The organism is Streptococcus sp. XMC (genome assembly GCF_021341835.1).
Taxonomy (GTDB): domain Bacteria; phylum Bacillota; class Bacilli; order Lactobacillales; family Streptococcaceae; genus Streptococcus.
Genome location: NZ_JAJTNQ010000002.1, coordinates 321,923 through 342,301, shown reverse-complemented (window position 1 = coordinate 342,301; position 20,379 = coordinate 321,923). Strand labels below are relative to the sequence as shown.

The 20,379-nt window shown below is 37.0% G+C and carries 17 protein-coding genes, 3 tRNA genes and 1 other annotated feature; of the genes, 11 read left to right on the top strand and 9 right to left on the bottom strand.

The features are described from left to right. Positions 1-9 precede the first annotated feature (9 nt). The 5 genes from LXO72_RS06465 to LXO72_RS06445 form a co-directional block, all read right to left on the bottom strand. Positions 10-201, bottom strand: coding sequence for a DUF951 domain-containing protein (locus tag LXO72_RS06465; protein ID WP_129822612.1), 192 nt, complete (start codon positions 199-201; stop codon positions 10-12). A gap of 63 nt (positions 202-264) precedes the next feature. After that, the gene (dnaN, locus tag LXO72_RS06460) at positions 265-1,401 is read right to left on the bottom strand and encodes a DNA polymerase III subunit beta (protein WP_233331855.1); all 1,137 of its coding nucleotides are present in this window, start codon (positions 1,399-1,401) and stop codon (positions 265-267) included. A 160-nt stretch (positions 1,402-1,561) separates the two neighbouring features. Next, on the bottom strand, positions 1,562-2,902 hold the full coding sequence (gene dnaA / locus LXO72_RS06455; RefSeq protein ID WP_442805159.1) for a chromosomal replication initiator protein DnaA: 1,341 nt from the start codon (positions 2,900-2,902) through the stop codon (positions 1,562-1,564). Positions 2,903-3,181: 279 nt separating this feature from the next. Then, complete coding sequence (locus LXO72_RS06450) at positions 3,182-3,943, bottom strand: ParB/RepB/Spo0J family partition protein (RefSeq protein ID WP_233331853.1); 762 nt, start codon at positions 3,941-3,943, stop codon at positions 3,182-3,184. Positions 3,944-4,008: 65 nt separating this feature from the next. Beyond that, on the bottom strand, positions 4,009-5,187 hold the full coding sequence (locus tag LXO72_RS06445) for a S1C family serine protease (RefSeq protein ID WP_233331852.1): 1,179 nt from the start codon (positions 5,185-5,187) through the stop codon (positions 4,009-4,011). 202 nt (positions 5,188-5,389) lie between these two features. On the opposite strand from LXO72_RS06445, the gene rlmH reads away from it, so the two are divergent. The 7 genes from rlmH to LXO72_RS06410 all read left to right on the top strand — a co-directional run bounded on the left by rlmH (position 5,390) and on the right by LXO72_RS06410 (position 8,643). Beyond that, positions 5,390-5,869, top strand: coding sequence for a 23S rRNA (pseudouridine(1915)-N(3))-methyltransferase RlmH (rlmH, locus tag LXO72_RS06440; RefSeq protein WP_126405017.1), 480 nt, complete (start codon positions 5,390-5,392; stop codon positions 5,867-5,869). Between the two features lie 44 nt (positions 5,870-5,913). Continuing rightward, positions 5,914-5,987, top strand: a tRNA-Arg gene (locus tag LXO72_RS06435). A gap of 239 nt (positions 5,988-6,226) precedes the next feature. After that, complete coding sequence (locus LXO72_RS06430) at positions 6,227-6,370, top strand: ComC/BlpC family leader-containing pheromone/bacteriocin (RefSeq protein WP_233331851.1); 144 nt, start codon at positions 6,227-6,229, stop codon at positions 6,368-6,370. Next, positions 6,370-7,689, top strand: coding sequence for a sensor histidine kinase (locus LXO72_RS06425; protein ID WP_233331850.1), 1,320 nt, complete (start codon positions 6,370-6,372; stop codon positions 7,687-7,689). Before LXO72_RS06430 ends, LXO72_RS06425 begins: the two co-directional genes overlap by 1 nt. Continuing rightward, positions 7,690-8,442: a response regulator transcription factor gene (locus LXO72_RS06420; protein ID WP_154856954.1), complete on the top strand. Its 753-nt coding sequence runs from the start codon at positions 7,690-7,692 to the stop codon at positions 8,440-8,442. A 47-nt stretch (positions 8,443-8,489) separates the two neighbouring features. Further along, positions 8,490-8,561: transfer RNA gene (locus LXO72_RS06415), tRNA-Glu, on the top strand. A gap of 8 nt (positions 8,562-8,569) precedes the next feature. Continuing rightward, positions 8,570-8,643 (top strand) — tRNA-Asn (locus LXO72_RS06410). 82 nt (positions 8,644-8,725) lie between these two features. Here the strand turns inward: LXO72_RS06410 and LXO72_RS06405 are convergent. Together LXO72_RS06405 and LXO72_RS06400 are read right to left on the bottom strand one after the other, a co-directional pair. Beyond that, positions 8,726-11,314, bottom strand: a complete 2,589-nt coding sequence (locus LXO72_RS06405) for a YfhO family protein (protein ID WP_267913779.1) — start codon at positions 11,312-11,314, stop codon at positions 8,726-8,728. A gap of 61 nt (positions 11,315-11,375) precedes the next feature. Next, positions 11,376-12,998: an ATP-binding cassette domain-containing protein gene (locus tag LXO72_RS06400; protein WP_006595336.1), complete on the bottom strand. Its 1,623-nt coding sequence runs from the start codon at positions 12,996-12,998 to the stop codon at positions 11,376-11,378. 143 nt (positions 12,999-13,141) lie between these two features. Then, positions 13,142-13,367 (top strand) — a binding site (T-box leader). Between the two features lie 51 nt (positions 13,368-13,418). Here LXO72_RS06400 and trpS point away from each other — a divergent pair. Next, positions 13,419-14,444 (top strand): tryptophan--tRNA ligase, encoded by a 1,026-nt coding sequence (gene trpS / locus LXO72_RS06395; RefSeq protein WP_129822605.1) that lies wholly within the window; start codon positions 13,419-13,421, stop codon positions 14,442-14,444. A gap of 166 nt (positions 14,445-14,610) precedes the next feature. Next, positions 14,611-16,092, top strand: a complete 1,482-nt coding sequence (guaB, locus tag LXO72_RS06390; protein ID WP_048789949.1) for an IMP dehydrogenase — start codon at positions 14,611-14,613, stop codon at positions 16,090-16,092. A gap of 80 nt (positions 16,093-16,172) precedes the next feature. On the opposite strand, the gene recF is transcribed toward guaB, so the two are convergent. After that, a complete protein-coding gene (gene recF / locus LXO72_RS06385) occupies positions 16,173-17,261 on the bottom strand; it encodes a DNA replication/repair protein RecF (RefSeq protein WP_233331849.1) in 1,089 nt (362 codons plus the stop codon). 1 nt (position 17,262) lies between these two features. After that, positions 17,263-17,634, bottom strand: coding sequence for a S4 domain-containing protein YaaA (gene yaaA, locus LXO72_RS06380; protein ID WP_233331848.1), 372 nt, complete (start codon positions 17,632-17,634; stop codon positions 17,263-17,265). Between the two features lie 152 nt (positions 17,635-17,786). Here yaaA and yfmF point away from each other — a divergent pair, with 152 nt between their 5' ends. Together yfmF and yfmH are read left to right on the top strand one after the other, a co-directional pair. Continuing rightward, positions 17,787-19,037 carry an EF-P 5-aminopentanol modification-associated protein YfmF gene (gene yfmF, locus LXO72_RS06375; RefSeq protein ID WP_233331847.1) on the top strand — a complete coding sequence of 417 codons (1,251 nt, stop codon included), beginning with the start codon at positions 17,787-17,789 and terminating at the stop codon, positions 19,035-19,037. Further along, positions 19,034-20,320 (top strand): EF-P 5-aminopentanol modification-associated protein YfmH, encoded by a 1,287-nt coding sequence (gene yfmH / locus LXO72_RS06370; protein ID WP_233331846.1) that lies wholly within the window; start codon positions 19,034-19,036, stop codon positions 20,318-20,320. Before yfmF ends, yfmH begins: the two co-directional genes overlap by 4 nt. The last annotated feature ends 59 nt before the right edge of the window (positions 20,321-20,379 follow it).

The window sequence follows — 20,379 nt, the reverse complement described above, 5'->3', positions numbered from 1 at the left end:
CTGAACCTTTTACAATACTTTTTTCAATTTTTGATCGAAATCATGACGGCTCATCATGACCATATGATCACAATTGCTACAACGAATTTTAATATCTGCCCCTACTCGCCGAATTTCCCAACGATTGGCTTTTTTCCCTGTTGCTTTGATGATACAAGCATGGGGTTTTTTCATTTCTACAAAATCACCGACCTGATACATGGATTTTCCTTTCATCAACATAGAAGACGAAAAGCTAGCCTGTTCAATGCTAGCTTTTGGCCCTTAATTGGTCCGAACTGGTGTAATTAATTGAATGAAGCGTTCAGATTCCTCTGCTGGTACCAATGTAAAGGGACGAACTGCAGAGATAAAGCGAATGACGACTTTTTCACTTTCAATGGCTTTCAAAGCGTCAATCAAATAAGTTGGATTAAAGCTGATGTTTAAATCATCTCCCGAAACTGCTTCTGTATCAATTTCTTCATTCACGCGCCCTACTTCAGGAGAATTGACGTGGGCAGAAACAACCCCACTAGCGATTTCTAATTTAACAGTACCGTTTTGAGTAGCATTAGACAACAGGCGGGCCCGTTCCATGGCTTGGCGAAGATGAGCAACTTTAAAGGTTACTTCCGAATTAAACTCTGTTGGAATCAAGCGATCCGTATCTGGATAGTTTCCTTCTAACAGGCGTGTATAGAAACTGATATTGTCACTTCTAAATAAAATCTGATTATTGGCAAAGAAGACTTCAACCTGTTCAATCTCATCTGAAAAGACAGACGTTAATTCGCGTAAAGAACGGCTTGGAATCACAACATCAAAGTTATCCCCATTTTTTTCAAGGGTAATATTTTTTTGACTCATTCGATGAGAATCCGTTGCCACCGTTTTTAATTCCTTATGATCAGAAAGAACAAAATGAACTCCTGTCAAAATCGGACGACTTTCCTGAGTACTTGCTGCAAAAGCTGTCTCAGAAATGATTTTCTTCAAGGTTTGAATTGGGAGTGTTAGAGGGTTGCTGGCTGAAATTTCTTGAATGCGAGGATATTGTTCTGCATCTTTTCCTTTAAGGGTAATTTCTGATTTTCCACTAACTAATACAATTTGTTTTTGTTCGATTTCTTTCACATCCAAAACGACATCTGGTAGACTGGACACAACATTGATAAAGAAAGTTGCTTCTAAAAGAATAGCACCTGGTGTCGTTACTAGAAGGCCTGCATTTTCATCTTTAACAGAAATAAAGTATTCGATTGAGATTTGTCCATTTGATCCAATGAGAGTAATCCCTTCAGAAGTGACATCAATCTTAATAGTGGATAAAATTGGAATTGCATTTTTTGAACTAATGGCTCTTTTTGTCGTATTTAAAGCTTGTAGGAAATAAGCCTTGTTAATAGAAAAATTGATCATGAGATCTCCTTTTATTATTTTAGTATTAGTAAGTTAATAGTAATAGTAGAGTGTGTGGAACATGTGGAAAACTCGTCTAAAGACAGACAGGAATTGAAAAGTTCCTTGTTTACAACATGTGGAAAAAGAAGCAAGTTTTTCTAGGATTGTCCACATGGGATTACTTTAATTTTTTCTTGATGGTTTGAATCTCGAGTCTGAGATTGTCATCAATTTCGATCATCCCTTTGATTTTTTCATAAGCATGCATGACCGTTGTATGGTCTTTTCCTCCAAATTCACGACCGATACGAGGAAGACTATTGTCGGTCATCTCGCGGGCGAGGTACATAGCTACTTGTCGAGCTAGGACAATATTTTGAACCCGTCGAGAGCCTTTCATTTCATTGACACTGACATTGTAAAATTTTCCAACTTCCGTTTGAATCTTTTCAATAGGAATCACCGTAATTTGTAAGGCTTCATTCTTACGAGCTCGAATGGCTTCAGCTGCGACATCTATTGTAATATCTTTGATTTTTTTAACTCTTGCCACAAGAGAGATATCATTCAACGCACCCTCTAAGTCTCGGACGTTAGAATCAAATTGACCTGCTAGGTATTCAAGTGTATCATCCGGGAAAGTAAAGTCCAGGTCTTCGATTTTATTTCTCAAAATAGCGATTCGAGTTTCAAAATCTGGTGGTGTAATATTTTGCGTCAAGCCCCACTTAAAGCGCGTGACTAGACGTTCTTCTAAGCTATCTAAATGATCAGGACTACGATCGCTAGTTAGGACAATCTGCTTATTATCCCCATAAAGAGCATTAAAGGTATTAAAGAACTCTTCTTGAGTTGTAACCTTTTTTCCTCCAAGCGATTGAATATCATCAATTAAGAGCAGATCCAAGTTTCGATAGGTTTTTTTAAAGGTATCCATATCATTGAGGCGAAGACGCTCTAAAAATTCATTGATAAAGGATTCTGCTGGGATGTATTTTACTCGAGCATTTGGGTAGTTTTCCATAATCTGATTCCCAATTGCGTTGAGCAAATGCGTTTTACCTAAACCGGGTCCTCCATAGATAAATAAAGGATTATAAGTGGTAGCAAGGTTTTCAGAAACTGCTAAAGCGGCAGCCAAAGCCCATTGATTTCCGTCTCCACTTACAAAATTATCAAAGGTGTATTTCTTTCTTAATCCTGTTTGGATAGGAGGCAAATCTACTATTGGAGCATGGCTCACTGCATAGTCTCTGGTTGTTTCTGAAAGGGGAATAAACTCTTTTTCTTCTTCCTCTTCTTCAAGATTGAATTGATAGGAAATGGTTAATTCTACTGCATAAATTTCAAATCCAGCAGTCAAAATCACCTTTGTCATATTCTCTTCCCAGAATAATTTCTTTACTTCTGCATCTAAATAAATAATGGCTTCTTGTTGATCGACTTTGATGAGTCTTGAAGTAAGGACAAAATAGTCAAAGATTTCTTTTTTAAATGTCTTTTTACTTAATTCAATCACACGATTCCAGAATGTTTCTTCTCTTGACACTTATCGCCCTCCTATTCATTTTTACTTGCTATGTTTTTCTTATTTTATCATAAAAGGAGGGAGTTTTCCACAACTTGTTCTAAGGGAATAAAAAAGAGTTTTTTCCACAATATGTGAATAGTTATCCCCAATGTGTGTAGAAGTTTTCCACAAGTTGGGGATAAGAGAGAAGAAAGTAGGAATAACAAGTAAGAAGGAGTTTTAAAGAAGTGGATAAATCTGTTAATTGTTCTATAAAAAATAACAGCCTCATTTGAGACTGTTAATAATTCGCTGGTATTCATCAAGGTTGTTAAATGAAATATGAATACTACCTTTTTCTTGTTTTGTCAGACGGATTTCTACTTCGGTTCCCAGCATTTTTTTTAATCTGTTTTCTTCCTGTGCTAAAAAGAGTTCTTTCTCTTTTTTACTTGGCTTTTTCTTTTTTTGACCAACCTTTTCTTCCAAACTACGAACGCTTAGCCCTTCTTTCAGAGTTCGTTCTAACCAATAGATTTGTAGATCTTCTTTTAAAGGAACTAAAATGCGGGCATGTCCTTGTGAAATTTGATCATTTTTGATGGCTTCTTTGACAGCTGGTGAGAGATGAAGTAAACGGACCATGTTGCTGATGTAAGGACGAGATTTTCCCATAAATTGTGCAATTTCTTCATGGGTAGCCCCTTTATCAATAAGATGTTGGTAGGATTCGGCCTCTTCAATTGGATTCAAATCTTCCCTTTGTAAATTTTCGATAATGGCTTGTTTGATCATGTCATCATCTGATAATTCTCTTATAATCGCAGGGATTTCTTTGAAACCAGCTATTTGAGCTGCTCGGTAGCGTCTTTCTCCAGCAAGTAGTTCATAACCAACAATCGGAGATTTTCGAACAATAATGGGCTGGATTAATCCATTTTCTTTGATTGAAGCTGCGAGTTCTTCTAATTTATCTTGTACAAAGGTTTGACGAGGTTGAAAAGGATTGGTTCGTATTTGCTTTACGTCAATAATATCAATTTTTTCCATGATGTATATAGAATAACACACCTTTACAATTTCGTAAAGGTGTGTTGACACTGTTGTAAATTTACTTAATTTCCAAGATTTTCTGTAGATTTTGTCAGCTCAATGGTCGCTGTTTTTTGCTTACCATCTCTATAGAAAATAACTTTGATTTTATCACCAATTTGATGAGAATAGAGGGCAGATTGTAAATCCGCAGTTGATTCAATGGTTGTATCATCGATTTTTGTAATGATATCTAATCGACGCAAATATTTGGATGCCGGCATATCATTTTCAACTGAGCGGACAAGAACCCCACCTTTGAGTTTGCTTGGAATGTCTAATTGGCTAAGATCAGAAGAGGATAGGTTAGCCAGGTCCATCATGGTAATTCCAAGAGCTGGACGAATGACCTTACCATCTTTTTCTAAATGTTCAATAATATTTTGCACATCATTTACAGGAATAGCAAATCCCATTCCTTCAACCGCAGTTTGCCCATTTGAAGAGATTTTACTTGAGGTAATTCCGATGACTTGTCCCTGAATATTGATAAGGGGACCACCAGAATTCCCTGGGTTGATGGCAGCGTCTGTTTGCAAGGCTTTTGTAGATACATTTTGACCGTCTTCTGATTTGAGCTTCACAGTACGTCCGAGACTAGAGACAATCCCTTGGGTAACGGAATTGGCAAATTTTGTCCCCAAAGGACTACCAATAGCGATTGCGGTCTCTCCGACAGTTAACTTAGATGAATCTCCAAATTCAGCCACTGTCGTAACATTGTCTGAACTGATTTTGACAACCGCAATATCTGAGAAGGTATCGGAACCAACAACTTCTCCGGAAACTTTATTTCCGTCTGCAAAGAGAATATCTGCTTCTGTTGCTCCCATTAACACGTGAGCATTGGTTACTACATAAGCGTCTTTCCCATCTTTTTTATAGATAACACCTGAACCTTCACTAGCTACTTCTGGATCAGTATCTGTTTCTCCATTGATGAAGCCTTTTTCAGAGGTTTCAGCGTAGGTAATAACAGAAACAACAGCATTTTTAACCTTATCAACGGCTTCACTAGTTGATGTTGTATTCTTATAAGCACGATTGACTATGGTAGATTTTATTTCTTGGCTAGAATTTGTAGAATTCCCTTTGGTAAACTGGAAAGAGGTTAAGGTTCCTAAGATTCCTCCAGTAAACCCAATGACAAGAACAAGCAAAAGTTGCAAAGCTTTTTTTAGAAAATTTGATGGTTGTTTCATAGTTTTCTCCTATTTGTTCCAATTATGGAAAAGTATAGACCTGGTTTCTTAATTATAACTTAAAATGGAATTTTTTTCCACAAGTTGTGGAAAACTGTGTATAAGTGTGAAAAACGTGAGTATAGAGCCATTTTTTGTAAGATAGATTCAAGCCTATTTATTGAAGACTTGTGTATAAGTTTATTTGTGTTAGAATATGAATATGAAAATTAAGATTGTAACGGTTGGAAAATTAAAAGAAAAGTATTTAAAAGATGGGATTGCCGAATATACTAAACGCTTGAGTCGATTTACGAAGGTAGAAATGGTAGAATTGCTGGATGAGAAAACTCCAGATCGGGCCAGTGACTTAGAAAATCAGCAAATCCTTGAAAAAGAAGGAAATCGTATTTTAGCTAAAGTTGGAGATCGTGAGTATGTGATTGCTTTAGCGATTGAAGGGCAGCAATTTCCATCTGAGAAGTTTAGTCAAACCTTAGAAGAGGTGACTGTACGAGGGTATTCTGAAATTACTTTCGTGATTGGAGGGAGCCTAGGCTTGTCTCCAGCTGTTAAAAAACGAGCGAATTTACTTATGAGTTTTGGAAAGTTAACCCTTCCCCATCAATTGATGAAGCTTGTTTTAATCGAACAAATCTATCGGGCATTTATGATTCAACAGGGAAGTCCCTACCATAAATGAATCTTGACGCTCCTTCTATTTTCTGATAGAATAAGAAGACATCTGGTCTCATAGCTCAGCTGGATAGAGCATTCGCCTTCTAAGCGAACGGTCGCAGGTTCGAATCCTGCTGGGATCAAAATAAAAAAACGTGATTTTTATACAAATCACGTTTTTTATTACTTAGTTTTTTAAAAAACTAGAGTTTTTCTAAACAAATGGGATAAAAAAATTGCAAAAACTAGATTTTTCATACCAAATAGCTGTAAAAATGAACCAAATAGCGGAAATGTTAAAAAAGTCTTTGATTTTTTACTAAAATTTATGTATATTAAATTTAATAATTTAATGATCAAATAAATTATAAGGAGATTTTTTATGAAAAACAATCCATCAACAGTTTCTAAGTCATTTAAAGTTCTTACAGAAAAAGAACTGCAGCAAATTTGTGGAGGGGATATACGGAGAAAGAATAATTTATCTGAATTAATTGGAAATATTTTTGGTAAGAGAGGAAACTGATGTTTCTAAATACGCTAGTTTTATTATTAACAGTTTTTATAATTATTTTATCTTTTTTAAAAATTGATCAAAAGCTTAACAAGTACAGTCATAGTTTTATTTTAGGATTAGGAATTATTGTTGTATTTGTGACTACAATGTTCTTAGATTACTTTGATTTAAATATTGATTATCTAATGTTGTGTCTATGGCCACTATTTCTGTATCTTTATTACTATTTTATTTGTAATCTTCAACGTCAGATAGCGGGTCTTTACTCATTCATCATTTATCTAGCAGTTGAAAGTACAGATACATTTTTATCTGTAATCACTTCTTCTGTTTTTGGCGATAGTATGATTCACCAATACTCTGACTATTATTTTTTAACTATCCGAATTATCTCGCTTATTTTAATTATGAAGGTATTAACGATTCTTGAAGTGAATCTTCTCTATTTTAAAGAGCGGGTTTTTAAGAAATTTGTCCAGCAATTGATTGCTAGTTATCTTATTTTAACCATAGTATTGAATGCTTCTCATTGGATAAGTGATATTGCTCATTTCAATAGTTTTGGTAGTATGGTAGCAACGATTTGTTTCTTGATGTTTATCGGAACCTTGGTTCAGATGAAGACAGTTCGAGATCGTTATGAAAAGAAAATGGAGTTGAAGCAAAAGAGATTTGAACAGCGCCAAATGGAACAGTATATGAATAAAATTCAAGGCCTCTATTTAGAATTAAAAGGTTTTCGTCATGATTTTGGCAATATTATCACTTCCTTAAATTTAGCGATTGAGGAAGAAAATATTGAGGATATTAAACGAATTCAAAGAGATGTTCTTGAGGAATGCTACGGCCAACTCCAAAAAGAAGAATATACAGGGTTTGATCTAGGAAATATTCGAGATTCTGCTTTGAGAAGCATCCTAAGTAGGGGATGGATCTATGCAGAGGAAATGGGTGTCAAACTAACTTTTGAAACAGAAGACGTTATTGAGAAGGTTCCAATGAGATTATTGGATCTTGTACGAACCGTCGGAATTTTAGTCAATAATGCTGTTGAAGCAGCTAAAATGAGTCAAGAAAAAGAAGTTCAAATAGCGGTTTTTAATATGCCAAATGGAGTGCATCTAATCATAAAAAACTCTATTTCTGATGAACCGATTAATTGGAATAAGCTCTATGAAAAGGGGTTTTCAACTAAAGGAGATCGTAGAGGAATGGGCCTTGCGATTGTAAAAGAGCTTATTGGAGAATATGCTGCTATTTTTCTAGAGACAGAGTTGATCAATGGAAGATTTACGCAAAGCTTAGTTATTGGAGAGAAAGGAAGATAGATGAATATTGTATTACTAGAGGACGAAATTTCTCAACAAGTTCGAGTAGAGAAACATGTGAAAGCTATCGCTGAGGAGGAAGGTCTACGATTAAATATTGTTTCCACCAGTAAAATAACTGAACTAAAGGAATATCTAACCAATGGTGATTTTCATCAGCTTTTCTTTCTTGACATTGATATCAAAGGGGATGAAAAAGCTGGCATCAAGGCAGCTCAAATGATTCGTGAGGTCAATCCTTTTGCCATTATTGCTTTTATCACGACGAAATCAGAATTTGCTACCATTACTTATCGTTACAAGGTATCAGCTCTTGAATTTATTGAAAAAACCTTGAATGAAAACTTGTTTAAAGAAAAAATTCGAGAATGCATTCTTTACTTGAAGAAGAATGTGATTGAAAATAAAAATATCGTTGATTTCTTTGAGTATAGTTTCAAAAATATGGAAATTCGAGTTCCATATCGAGATATATTGTACATTGAAACAACTGGAGTTTCCCACAAATTGCGACTTGTTGGAAAGAATTTTCAAAAGGAATTTTTAGGGACTATCAAGGATATACTTGAAAAAGATGTAGACAATCATTTCTTCAGTCCTAATCAGTCTTATTTAGTGAATCAAAGAATGATTGTCAATTTTGATCGTCGCAAGAGACTCTTGATGTTAGAAGAGGAGACAACTTGCCCTGTCTCTCGTACACAGGTTAAAAGGGTCGAAGAATTATTAAATAAAATACAGAAAAAGGCTTGACAATTTTTGAATCGATGGTATAATGGGATATGTTCTGTTAATGACATGGTCCGTTGGTCAAGGGGTTAAGACACCGCCTTTTCACGGCGGTAACACGGGTTCGAATCCCGTACGGACTATATCTCATTCCGCCATAGCTCAGTTGGTAGTAGCGCATGACTGTTAATCATGATGTCGTAGGTTCGAGTCCTACTGGCGGAGCTAAACTAGCATCCTAAGGGATGCTTTTTTTTGTATAAAATAAGAGCTCCTTCCAATTGAAGGGGCTCTTTATGATGCAAATTTACTGATTTTTTGAGGATTGAGATTTATTTCGAATAGCATTGTAGCAAGCGAAGGAAAGAATTCCGAGTAGGAAAGCGATGGTTCCTTCTTTTAACCCATGTGGAACGAACTGTAGAACAACTTGTCCTTTTCCTTTAGGGACATCAACAGCCATAAATCCTTTTTGAGCCCTTCGAATAGGGACAGGTTGATTATTGATCGTCGCTGTCCACCCTTTATCATAAGGAAGGGTGAAAAAGAGACTTGTATGGTGGTCTGCTGAAAAATCTGCAGTAACGGTATTTCCTTTGGTTTGCACATGAACTTCTTGTTGGTGCAACCTTTCAAAGGCTTCCTGGTAGGCTTGAAGGTTCAGAGCAAAAAATTCTGGATTTTGGAAGGTTACTGTAGAATTTTCAGGGAAGGCAATTCGAACCTTAACAGTTTCTCCTGCTGTAAAGTGACCAATGGTAAAGAATGGAAATACATTGTCTGTTGTATAGCGGTTGACTTGGCCATTCGTAATGATCTCCACATCGGTATAATCTTCATTCTCAAATTCTAAAGAAGGAAGGTTCACGTAAAGTTGACTATCGTTTTGAATGTAGAGCTCATATTCGATACTGGCATAAGTCAGAAAACTATCTGCTTCAACTTTAGCCTTTTGAGGTCCTTGAGAAGGATCGTCTGCACCAGTTTTCAGTGGATGTAATCGCTGATAGTAAGTCAACGATTGACCCGTTAGATGATTGAGAAAGTTCTTTTGGTTATCCAAGGTTAGATTAGATAATTGGATATCTTTGTAGGGACTTGCTGTTAGAAATGCTAGTGAAAGAGCTTTTTCATTTTGATACAAGGTCTGATTTCCTTGCGTTTCCAATTTATGAAAAGCAAACTTTTGGGGATTCCTATCTGAAATATTGTATTTGATCCCGAAGAGACTATCCATTAGTAATGTATTGTTTTGATAGCGCAAGTTCAAGTTGGTTCCATCTGATTTAAAACCGAGTTTATCTAGGGTCGAACTGGTATCTGTATTTCTGACAGATGAAAATTGGGAGATCCCTCTAAAATTATATTTCATGCTGTCATTACCTGTTTGAGGTTGGAGAATCTCTGTTCGGTAAAATTCTTGATCGTTCTGTAAACTTGATGTCAATTTATCAATTGCTGGAATCTTTCCTTGATAAGAAGAACGAGCTGCAAATACCCATTCATTTGCAATCCCATCCATCTGATAATAGCTGTTTATAGTGATTTCAAACAGACAGAAGAAAAGAATTACAGCAGAAAAAATTGGATAAGAAAGTTTACGAACTGTAAAGGCAAGTGTCACAGTAAAAAATACAAGAAGAAATTCTAGTGTCAAGACATAATGACTGCTTGTCAAGAAAGGATAGTGCTTGCGATAGAGAAAAGTGAGAACAAATCCAATACTAAGCAAACTAACAGCTAGGCAGAGTCGTTGCCAATTGATTTCTTTTAACCGATTGAGGGCCTCTGCCGCCATGAACAAAATAGTCAATGAAAAAAGCCAGGCATAACGGTGAAGAAACATATTAGGAGCATGCATGCCCTGCCAGAATAAATCCAAAGCTTGTAAATAGAAACTTGCAATAAGAATGACTAATAAGGTCAAATATGCTAGTTTCACGTGAAACCGAATCGATTTGACAAAGAAAAATAGAAAGGCAAGTAAGAATGGAAATAGACCAACATAGATCATAGGGATAGCCCCATATTTTGTTGTATCAAAGCTACCAATCAAATTCTTTGCAAAAACGTCTAAGTACCAACTATTTTCTGTAAAGGTTCTTGTAATCTTGGTAAAGTTTTCCCCATGAGTTCGTAAATCCAACATGGTGGGGTAAATCATGATCAAGCTAGTGACCCCTGCTAAAATTGACACAATTGTAAAGTCAAAGAAAGAAGATTTTCTTTCTTTAAAGTCCCAGGAAAGCTGAGTAAAATACCATAAAGTTAAGAAGAGAGCCATCATAAATCCAAAATAATAATTTTGGATAAAGAGGATGGTCAGACTTGTAAAGTAGAGAACTCGCTTCTTTTGAGTCATTAAACGGTGTAAACCTAAGAGAATGAGCGGAGCCAAAATGAAGACATCGAGCCAGGTTTTGATTTCAATCTGACTGATGGAGAAGCTCATTAACGCAAACAAAGTTGACAGTGAAAGAATCAACAATTGTTGCAGTTTAGGATAGATTCCCTTAATGGAATAATAAGTTGACAACCCAATCAAGCCTATTTTTATTAGTGTAAAGAGATAAACGGAATCAACCATGGATAAACTGTCAAAAAAGAAGACAAAGGGAGATAGAAAGCTTCCTAAGTAATAGCTGGAAAGAGCGTAAAAATTTAAGCCGAGTCCACTTGTAAAGCTGTAAAGGAGGCTGTCGGTTCCGTGTAAAATATTTCGTAAGGTAACGTCGAAAATAACGTATTGATGAAAGCCATCACCTAATAAAGGAGAAGTTTCACTCCCCCAATAAATGCCCTGACTGAGGTAGACGAAAAATAAGATTGTAAAGGGAAGTAAAAAAGCTGTAAAGTAAACAATGATGGGGTGTGATAGATATTTTTTAAATTTCATATAGTCTATTGAAATACCCTGAAACAAAGGTTCCAGGGTTTTTGATCATTTGGAGTGATTCTTAGTCTTTCCAAAGTTCTTTAACTTTTGCTTGAACTTCTTGGTTTTCTAAGAATTCATCATAGGTTTCATCAATCCGGTCAATGACACCATTTTTTGAAAGAACAATGATATGGTTGGCAAGAGTTTGAATAAACTCATGGTCGTGACTGGCAAAGATGATCGATTCTTTGAAGTTTTTCAAACCATCGTTCAAGCTTGAAATAGATTCCAAATCCAAGTGATTTGTAGGATCGTCAAGTACAAGAACATTTGACTTCAAAAGCATGAGTTTTGAAAGCATCACGCGCACCTTTTCTCCCCCTGACAAGACGTTGACAGGCTTGTTAACCTCATCTCCAGAGAAGAGCATGCGTCCGAGGAATCCACGAAGGAAGGTATTGTCATCTTCTTCTTTACTTGCGAATTGACGGAGCCAGTCAAGAATCGACTCGCCACCTGCAAAGTCAGCTGAATTGTCTTTTGGTAAGTAAGAGCGGCTAGTTGTGACTCCCCACTTGACAGTTCCTTCATATTCGATTTCACCCATAATAGCGCGGATCAAGGCAGTTGTTTGGATGTCGTTTTGTCCGATAAGAGCTGTCTTGTCACCTGGACGCAAGATGAAGCTGATGTTGTCAAGAATAGTTTCACCGTCAATCTTTACAGATAAGTTCTCTACTGTCAACAAATCATTCCCAATTTCTCGTTCCGCTTTAAAGCTGATAAATGGGTATTTACGACTAGATGGAACAATCTCTTCTAACTGAATCTTGTCAAGCATCTTTTTACGTGACGTTGCCTGTTTTGATTTTGACGCATTGGCAGAGAAACGAGCCACAAATTCTTGTAATTGTTTGATTTTTTCTTCTGCTTTAGCATTACGGTCTGCTAACAACTTGGCAGCCAGTTCAGATGATTCTTTCCAGAAATCATAGTTACCAACATAGAGTTTGATTTTTCCAAAGTCTAGGTCGGCCATGTGGGTACATACTTTATTCAAGAAGTGACGGTCGTGGGATACAACGATAACGGTATTCTCAAAATCAATCAAGAAATCTTCTAACCAGGTAATAGATTGAATATCAAGACCGTTGGTCGGCTCGTCCAAAAGAAGGACGTCTGGTTTACCAAAGAGAGCTTTGGCTAGGAGGACTTTCACTTTATCTCCATTTGCTAGTTCACTCATATTTTGGTAGTGGAGCTCTTCTGGAATATTCAGATTTTGGAGGAGTTGTGAAGCTTCACTTTCCGCTTCCCAACCACCTAGTTCAGCGAATTCTCCTTCGAGTTCTGCTGCGCGTACACCGTCTTCATCTGAAAAATCTTCCTTCATATAGATAGCATCTTTTTCCTTCATGATGCTATAAAGTTTTTCATTTCCCATGATAACGACATCAATAGCCCGCTCATCTTCGTAGTCAAAGTGATTTTGACGAAGAACAGAAAGACGTTCGTCTGGTCCAAGAGAAATATGACCAGTTGTCGGTTCAATATCCCCAGCTAAGATTTTTAAAAAGGTTGATTTTCCAGCACCATTGGCCCCAATCAAACCATATGTATTTCCTTCTGTAAATTTGATGTTGACATCATCAAAAAGTTTACGATCACTAAAACGTAGTGAGACGTCTGTAACTGTTAGCACGTATAGTTCTCCTCTTTTTCTGTCTATATAAGCCTATTTTACTAGAAAACGCTTGAATTTTCAATGAATACCCTTATGCATTGGAGGAAGTCATTTAGTCTGTAGAAAAGGGTGAAGAGCTTGACTTTCCTTTGATGTCATTATATAATGAAAAGCAATCAGAAGAGTAATTTGTATTCGTTTTTTAGAGAGCTTATGGTCGCTGAAAATAAGCAACGAAACAGAATGAAATGGACTGATGTTCAAATAGAATCTTAACCAATAGAGATTCGGCTAGCAGGCCTTATGTGCAGCTCATTTGTGATGAGTCAGAGAGAACAGCATATGCTGTTCTAAGTGAGGTGGCACCGTGTCTCAGACGCCCTCGCATAGTTTTTGCTATGCGTGGGCTTTTATTTTGTACTTCAGGGAGGAAGAAAAATGACCAAGCCGATTATTTTAACTGGAGATCGCCCGACTGGGAAGCTCCATATTGGACACTATGTCGGTTCGTTGAAGAATCGAGTTATTATGCAAAATGAAGACAAGTACCAGATGTTTGTCTTTTTAGCCGATCAGCAAGCTCTAACGGATCATGCTAAAGATCCGCAAACCATTGTTGAGTCTATTGGAAATGTTGCTCTAGATTATTTAGCAGCTGGCTTAGATCCAAAGAAATCAACTATTTTTATTCAAAGTCAAATCCCTGAGCTAGCGGAATTGACCATGTATTACATGAATTTGGTCTCTGTTTCACGTTTGGAACGAAACCCAACCGTTAAGACAGAAATTGCCCAAAAAGGATTCGGAGAGTCTATTCCATCTGGTTTCTTGGTTTATCCTGTTTCCCAAGCTGCAGATATTACCGCTTTTAAAGCCAATCTCGTGCCTGTTGGAACTGACCAAAAGCCCATGATTGAGCAAACTCGTGAGATTGTTCGTTCCTTTAACCATGCGTATCATTGCAATGTTTTGGTTGAACCGGAAGGAATTTTCCCAGAAAATGAGGCGGCAGGTCGTTTGCCTGGCTTGGATGGGAATGCTAAGATGTCTAAATCTCTTGGCAATGGTATTTATTTAGCCGATGATATGGACACCTTGAAGAAAAAGGTCATGAGTATGTATACAGATCCTGAGCATATTCGTGTCGAAGATCCAGGGAAAATCGAAGGAAATATGGTTTTCCATTATTTGGATGTGTTTGGAAAAGAAGAAGATCAAGCGACCATTCAAGACATGAAAGACCATTACCAACGGGGTGGTTTAGGAGATGTTAAAACCAAACGCTATTTGTTAGAGATTCTTGAAAGAGAGTTGGGACCTATTCGCGAACGACGGATTGAATTTGCTAAAGACATGGGTCAAGTTTATGATATGCTTCAAAAAGGTAGTGAAGTAGCCCGTTCGGTTGCAGCAGAAACGCTTGATCAAGTAAAATCTGCTATGGGATTAAACTATTTCAAGTAAGCTCTTGATATTGAGATGATTCAATAAAATAATGATTCAAAAGAGGTTCCAACACCTCTTTTTGAAATATTCTACAAATGATTGACAAATTATCTTAGAATGGTATGATATTATCAATCAAAAAAGACGAGCTTGGCTCAAAAAGAAAGAAAAGAGGAAAATGGGAATGTCAAATTGGGACACTAAATTTTTGAAAAAAGGTTATACCTTCGATGATGTATTGCTCATTCCAGCTGAAAGTCATGTATTACCAAACGATGCAGATCTTCGTACAAAATTGGCGGATAACCTTGTGTTGAATATCCCAATCATCACAGCTGCGATGGATACAGTTACTGAAAGCCAAATGGCTATTGCCATTGCCCGTGCTGGAGGACTTGGGGTTATTCATAAAAATATGTCCATTGCCCAACAAGCAGATGAAGTTCGTAAAGTAAAACGCTCTGAAAACGGCGTTATTATTGACCCATTTTTCTTAACACCTGAACATACCATTGCTGAAGCCGATGAACTTATGGGACGTTACCGGATCAGTGGTGTACCTGTGGTTGAAACCATGGAAAACCGTAAACTAGTAGGGATCTTGACCAACCGTGACCTACGCTTTATTTCTGATTATAATCAACCGATTTCCAACCATATGACCAGCGAGAATCTTGTGACTGCACCAGTTGGTACAGATTTAGAAACAGCTGAACGGATTCTTCAAGAACACCGTATTGAAAAATTACCATTGGTGGATGAAAATGGTCGTTTGTCAGGTTTGATTACCATTAAGGATATTGAAAAAGTTATTGAGTTTCCAAATGCAGCGAAAGACGAATTTGGTCGTCTTTTAGTAGCAGGTGCTGTCGGAGTTACATCTGATACTTTTGAGCGTGCGGAAGCATTATTTGAAGCTGGTGCGGATGCCATTGTCATCGATACAGCCCATGGTCATTCTGCAGGGGTTCTTCGTAAAATTGCTGAAATTCGTGCTCATTTCCCAGATCGCACCTTGATTGCAGGTAATATTGCTACAGCTGAGGGAGCGCGTGCTCTCTATGATGCAGGTGTTGATGTTGTTAAGGTTGGGATTGGACCTGGTTCAATCTGTACAACTCGTGTGATTGCTGGTGTCGGAGTTCCTCAAGTTACAGCGATTTATGACGCAGCTGCTGTTGCGCGTGAATATGGAAAAACAATTATTGCTGACGGTGGGATCAAGTATTCTGGAGATATTGTAAAAGCCCTTGCTGCTGGTGGACATGCAGTCATGCTTGGATCTATGTTTGCAGGAACAGATGAAGCACCAGGTGAAACTGAAATCTTCCAAGGACGTAAGTTCAAGACTTATCGTGGTATGGGATCTATTGCAGCAATGAAGAAAGGTTCAAGCGACCGCTACTTCCAAGGTTCTGTTAATGAAGCCAACAAATTGGTTCCAGAAGGAATTGAAGGTCGGGTTGCTTATAAGGGTTCAGCAGCCGATATCGTCTTCCAAATGATTGGTGGTATCCGTTCTGGTATGGGCTATGTTGGAGCTGCCAACCTTCAAGAATTGCACGAAAATGCACAATTTGTTGAAATGTCTGGAGCAGGTTTGAAAGAAAGCCACCCACACGATGTCCAAATTACCAATGAAGCACCAAACTACTCCGTTCAATAAAAAATAAAAGTGTGAAATCTTATGATTTCACACTTTTATTGTGTCAAAAGGTTGTCAATCAAAATTGACAACCTTGTTAATTATTCGTCAATTTGACCTGATTGAATATTGAAGATTTTTAAGTATTCTGGCAAGTCTTTTAGGTGATCTAAGGTAGTAGTTGTGATAAACGTTTGGATGTCACGAGAGATAACTTCTAGTAAATGTAGTTGACGATTGTTGTCAAGTTCACTCATAACATCGTCTAAGAGTAAAATCGGCTTTTCGTTCGTCAGTGATTCAATTAATGAAATCTCCGCTAATTTTAAGGAAAGAACAACACTGCGGTGCTGACCTTGGCTACCAAAAGTTGCATTCATGTCATTGATGTAAAAGCTAATGTCATCTCGGTGAGGACCAACACTGGTTGTTTTTTTGATGAGATCCTTTGTCCGATTTTCTCGAAGCAAGGTGATAAAGGTTTGGCGGAGTGTCTCCTCATCTTGAAAAGGAATGGAGGAATCATACCGAATAGATAGTTTTTCAGTTTGATTGGAAATTTCAAAATGTTTCTCTTGCCCAAAGTCTTCTAATTTTTTAAGAAAATCTTTCCGATGGATGCAGACTCGGCTACCATAATCTGCTAATTGCTCATCCAAAACATCTAAAAAGGTTGGGTCTACGGTAGTTGCCGTTTTTAAGTAACTGTTTCGCTGCTTTAAAACATGATGATAAGCTGTTAAATCTGATAGATAGACGGGTTTCATCTGGCCTAAATCAATATCAATAAACTTGCGGCGAAGAGCGGGTGAGCCTTTAACTAGTTGTAAATCCTCTGGAGCAAAGAGAACCACATTCATGTTACCGATATAGGTTGATAGCTTGCTTTGTTTTAAGTGGTTTACTTTTGTAACTCGTCCTTTTGAGGATAAGGAAATTTCTAAAGGGATAGAGCCAGTCTTTTTTTCTAAGACACCAGAAACAGTAAATTGTTCCTCTTGAAAATGAATTAGATCTTTATCGGAACGGGTCCGATGGCTGCGGGTCAAGGCTAAAAAGTAGATGGATTCGAGTAGATTGGTTTTTCCTTGAGCATTTTGGCCTAAGAAAATATTTAAACCAGAGTGGAATTGAAGATTTACTTCTTTATAATTTCGAAATTTCTGAATGTGTATGGATTTAAGCCACATTTTATGTTCCTGGGAAACGAACAGGCTTCCGCTTATTCTCTTCTTTTTTAGGTTTAGAATCTTTTTTTTGTTTTTGTTCTTTATTTAATTTCTTTACCAATTGAGCAACGCGTTCTTTTTCCAACTTGTCCGCTTGATAGTCTTCAATCTCTTCTGGACTCGGTTGTGTCATTGTTATGACTTCCTTCTCACCAATTACTTCAATTGTATCTCCGACTCGTAACTTACGTCCTCTTCTGGTTTCCACTTCTCCATTGACCTCTACTTGATTTTCGTGTAAAAAGGCTTTGATAGCTCCACCGCTTTGGATGATACCCAGTTCTTTAAATAGGGCTTGTAGTGTGATAAATTCATCAAAAAGTTTATAGTTCATAGTTCACCTCAATGATAGTTATTATACCACAAAAGGTTGAAAAACCTAAAATAGGGCGAGTCAGTGTAAACGTTTTTTAATCTGTCTGGGAAAGATTTTACTGGAATTTCATGATATAATGAAGAGTAATATTTGTTAGAACGAGGATGACGATGGAATTAGTTACTGGTGTTCGAATCCATTTTATGAAATCAGAAAAATTTAAGACCAATGAGATAAAAGTGCGGTTCTCAGCCCCTCTTTCTGAAGAAACAATAGCAGGACGGGTTCTAGCCTCACGCATGATCGAAACAGCCAATCAACTTTACCCAACTTCACAGCAATTTAGAGAGCAGTTGGCGAACTTGTATGGGGCCAATTTCTCTACTTCTGTTTCAAAACGCGGTCAAATGCACTACATTGATATTCATTTATCTTATGTCCGTGATGCTTTTTTGAGCAAGAAAAATGTCCTGACAGACCAGATGTTGGATTTATTAAAGGTATCTCTTAATGCTCCTCTTGCCGAAAACGGGTGCTTTCATTCAGAAACTTTTTCAGTAGAGAAAAAAAATCTCATTACAGAACTAGAAGCAGAAATTGAAAATCATTATTATTATGCCCATCAACAATTGAATCGGTTGTATTATGATCAAGCTGATATGAAACTGAGCAAGTATGGAAGTGTCCAGCAGATTCAGAATGAGGATGAAGGGTCAACTTATCAAGCATTTCAAGAAATGCTTCAAACAAATCTGATTGACTTTTTCTTTATGGGTGATTTCAATGAACTAGCGGTCATTGAAAAGATTAGTGAATTTGGTTTACAACCTCGTAAATCTCATGTCAATCTATTTTATGTCCAATCTTTTTCAAATGTTGTTAGAGAAGGACTTGAGCAAAGAGAAACTCATCAATCTATATTAGAGTTAGGTTATCATTTTCCTGTTCAGTATGGAGAAAAAGAGCATTTTGCTTTGATTGTTTTAAATGGTTTACTGGGTGCTTTCTCTCACTCAAAATTGTTTACAGTTATTCGAGAAAAAGAAGGATTGGCTTATACTATCTCTAGCCATTTTGATATTTTTTCTCATTTTATGCGGATCTATGCAGGGATTGATCGAAAAAATCGAACCCGGACCATGACTCTAATGAGTCGTCAAGTGAGTGACTTGAAGAGAGGGAAGTTTACAAGTGAAGAGCTGCGCTTGACAAAAGAAATGATTATAAATGCTGCAAAATTGTCGCAGGATCGACCTGGCACCTTAATTGAAAGAGCTTATTTACAATCTACTTTAGGAAAACAGTTCTTGTCAATTGATGATTGGATCCAAGCTATTCAACTGGTGACGAAAGAAGAAATTATGGCTGTTGCCAAATCACTCAAACTACAAGCGGTCTATTTTATGGAAGGAAGAGAATGATAAAGAAAGATTTGGAGAAAATAGATTATCCAGCTGTTGGAGAATGTGTATATCAGACAAGTCTCCAAAATGGATTGAAGTTATATTTAATTCCAAAAGCGGATTTTAATGAAAGCTATGCAATCATTTCTACTAAATTCGGTTCTGTTGACACAAGATTTACAGTGGATGGAGTGGAGGGAATAAAAGAATTTCCTGCAGGGATTGCACATTTTCTTGAACATAAATTATTTGAAGATCAAGACGGTCAAGATTATTTACAGCATTTTGTAAAGCTGGGAGCTGAAAGTAATGCTTTTACTAGCTTTACACAAACTAGCTATCTCTTTTCGACCACCTCGAATGTCAATGAAAATCTGAGATTGTTACTGGAGATGACACAATCTCTTCATCTCTCAAAGGATTCTCTAAAGAAGGAACAATTGATTATTCAACAAGAAATCGAAATGTACCAAGATAGTCCTGACTACCAATTATTCTTTAGGGCGTTGGCAAATCTTTATCCAGAAACACCTTTAGCCCAAGATATTGCAGGTACTGTATATTCTCTTTCTCAAATTGATGAAGAAAGTTTACAGGAAAATTTCGATTATTTCTACCAACCTTCCAATATGCATTTAGTGGTTGTCGGAAACTTTGATCTTGACAGTCTTGTTAACCTTGTTTCTGAGTTTGAGATGAAGACCTCTTCAAATCCTCTGCCTCATATCTCACCCGTGGACTTAAATCCAGTTGTTCAAAATGAGACAAGTCGGATGGAAGTTGCTTCACCGAAATTAGCAATTGGAATTCGTGGAAGAAATCAAATTCCTCCTCTTTACCAGTATCGCTATAAGATTATCCTTAAATTATTGTTTGCAATGATGTTTGGATGGACATCTAAACGATTTCAGTCACTTTATGAAGTTGGTAAACTTGACAACTCCTTGACACTAGAAATTGAAGTAGAGTCTTCGTTTCACTTTGTGATGTTAACGATGGACACCTCGGAACCTGTTAGTATATCCCATCAGTTCAGAACGGCCATTAAAAATTTTGAGAAAGATCCTGATGTGACTCAAGAGCATTTGGATACGATTAAAAGTGAAATGTTTGGAGATTTTCTACACGGTTTGAATTCCTTGGATTATATTGCGACTCAATTTAATCCAATTGAGACAGGTGAAAATCTATTTGATCTTCCAAAAATTTTACAGAGTATTTCTTTACAAGATGTTGTAAAGGTTGGGCGAGATTTTGTCAACGCTTGTGACATGACGGACTTTATCATTTTCCCTAAATAGCGGGATAATAGTGGAGTGATGTTTTTGTCGAATTAAATCGACGTTGATTTTGTCAATTA